This is a genomic window from Clostridium sp., assembly GCF_036642255.1.
GTDB lineage: Bacteria > Bacillota > Clostridia > Clostridiales > Clostridiaceae > Clostridium_J.
In genome coordinates this window covers 1-1,713 of sequence record NZ_JAVWDJ010000082.1, presented here as the reverse complement: position 1 = coordinate 1,713, position 1,713 = coordinate 1, and the positions used below count along the sequence as shown (strand labels likewise).

At 32.2% G+C, this 1,713-nt stretch carries 1 protein-coding gene and 1 pseudogene; both read left to right on the top strand.

The annotated features are described in order from the left end of the window. Window positions 1-448 (top strand): annotated as a pseudogene (locus RR409_RS20300) (sialidase); the annotation flags it as partial. An 11-nt stretch (window positions 449-459) separates the two neighbouring features. Next, window positions 460-960, top strand: a complete 501-nt coding sequence (locus tag RR409_RS20295; protein ID WP_332559598.1) for a hypothetical protein — start codon at window positions 460-462, stop codon at window positions 958-960. Window positions 961-1,713: the final 753 nt, after the last annotated feature.

Below are 1,713 nucleotides of genomic sequence, written 5' to 3'. Positions count from 1 at the left end.
CCGAGGTACTGATAATGCCCTTTACCATAGGTACCGGGATGGAACCAATTGGATTGGTTGGAGTCGTATTGGTGGAAACCTCACATCTTCACCTACTGCAGTTTCTTGGGGGCCAAACAGAATCGATGTATTTTCCCAAGGCGTCGGAAATCGCCTGTATCATCTGTGGTGGAACGGCTCTCAATGGAGTAATTGGGAAGACCTTGGTGGAAATTTAACTTCAGCTCCAGGGGTAGCTTCTAGAGGGTATAACATGCTTGAAGTTTTTGCTAGAGGTGAGAATAACGATCTCATACTGAAAACTTGGAATGGTATGAGCTGGAGTGACTGGCAAACTCTTGGTGGGATCCTTACTTCAGCTCCTGCTGCAGTATCTTGGGGACCAGCCAGAACTGACGTTTTTGCTAGAGGCACCAACAATACTCTGTTGCATATCTGGAAAAATTAAGGAGGTATAAAATGATAAGTTATAAAGGTTTTTCAGGCACTATTACAAGGATTAGCGATCTCAGACAGGGTCAAGAGAAAGGAACTTCAGGATGCTATAAATTATTTGTGGTAGAAGCTGAAGATGGCAATTTGGTAAATTTCATAGTTGCACCCAATACTTATTTTGTAAACCACACTATTGTATCTGTAGGTGATAGCGTAACAGGGTATTATGATGCAAATGTGCCTGTAATTCTTATATATCCACCTCAATATCGCGCATTAATTATGGTAAAGCATACTCAGGGAGAAAATGTTAAGATAGACTACTTTGACAACAACCTTGTGAGCAATGATAACACTTTAAAATTAAATCTTAATCCATCTACCCAGCTTTTTCTGTTAAATGATCAACCCTTCAACAGAAATCCTGCAAATAGAAACTTAATCGTGATTTATGGTTCTTCTACAAAAAGCATCCCAGCTCAAACTACTCCTTATAAAATTATTGTACTCTGTGAAGGGACTTAGAAAATCCTTGAAATAAATAAGGTTATATCACAAACCCCTCCTATGCATGAGCTAAATAAATAAGTGTATAACTAAAATAAGCTGTTTAAAAAGATTTATCCTCTCTTCAAACAGCTTATTTAATTTTAAAAATAGAACATATAACGTGCTGATATATTTTAGTTTAGATTGAAAATATATCAAAATCTATTCTCTCTATTTTATATGATGTATCTTCTTTTCCTTAAGATTTTAAGGATATTTTTTCTCCAAATTGATTTTTCCAAAACTGTATATAACCTTTCTCTCTATATCAACATTGAAACGCCAATCATACTTATCAATTTTCATATTATACCTTCCTAATATTCTTAATGTCAATTTATTACTATTGTTTATATATTTTTGATTTATAATTAACGAACAACCTAATTATTAAGCGACGTGAAATTTAGAATTTAGATTATGAATAATGTTCTTTGAAAATTGAATAATACGATATTAAAAAATAAAGATTAACTAACTTATACTGGAAATTAATGCAATAAAATGGTAAGTATGATACACTTTTCTTATGATTAAAACATAATTGATGATATTATGAATTTGATTTAGAATTAATGGTTTAATAATTTATTTATATTAGATAATTAATGCACAACACTAAGGATTACAATCAAGTAAATTGTTTGATAAATTAGGAGGTAAGTATATGGATGTTTCACATATTGTTGAAAGAATTAATGATCTTTTTAATGTAACAAGTAAGGAAAT

Coding starts and splice junctions, on each gene's coding strand:
- RR409_RS20295 (WP_332559598.1), top strand. CDS start 460: ATGATAAGTTATAAAGGTTTTTCAGGCACTATTACAAGGATTAGCGAT.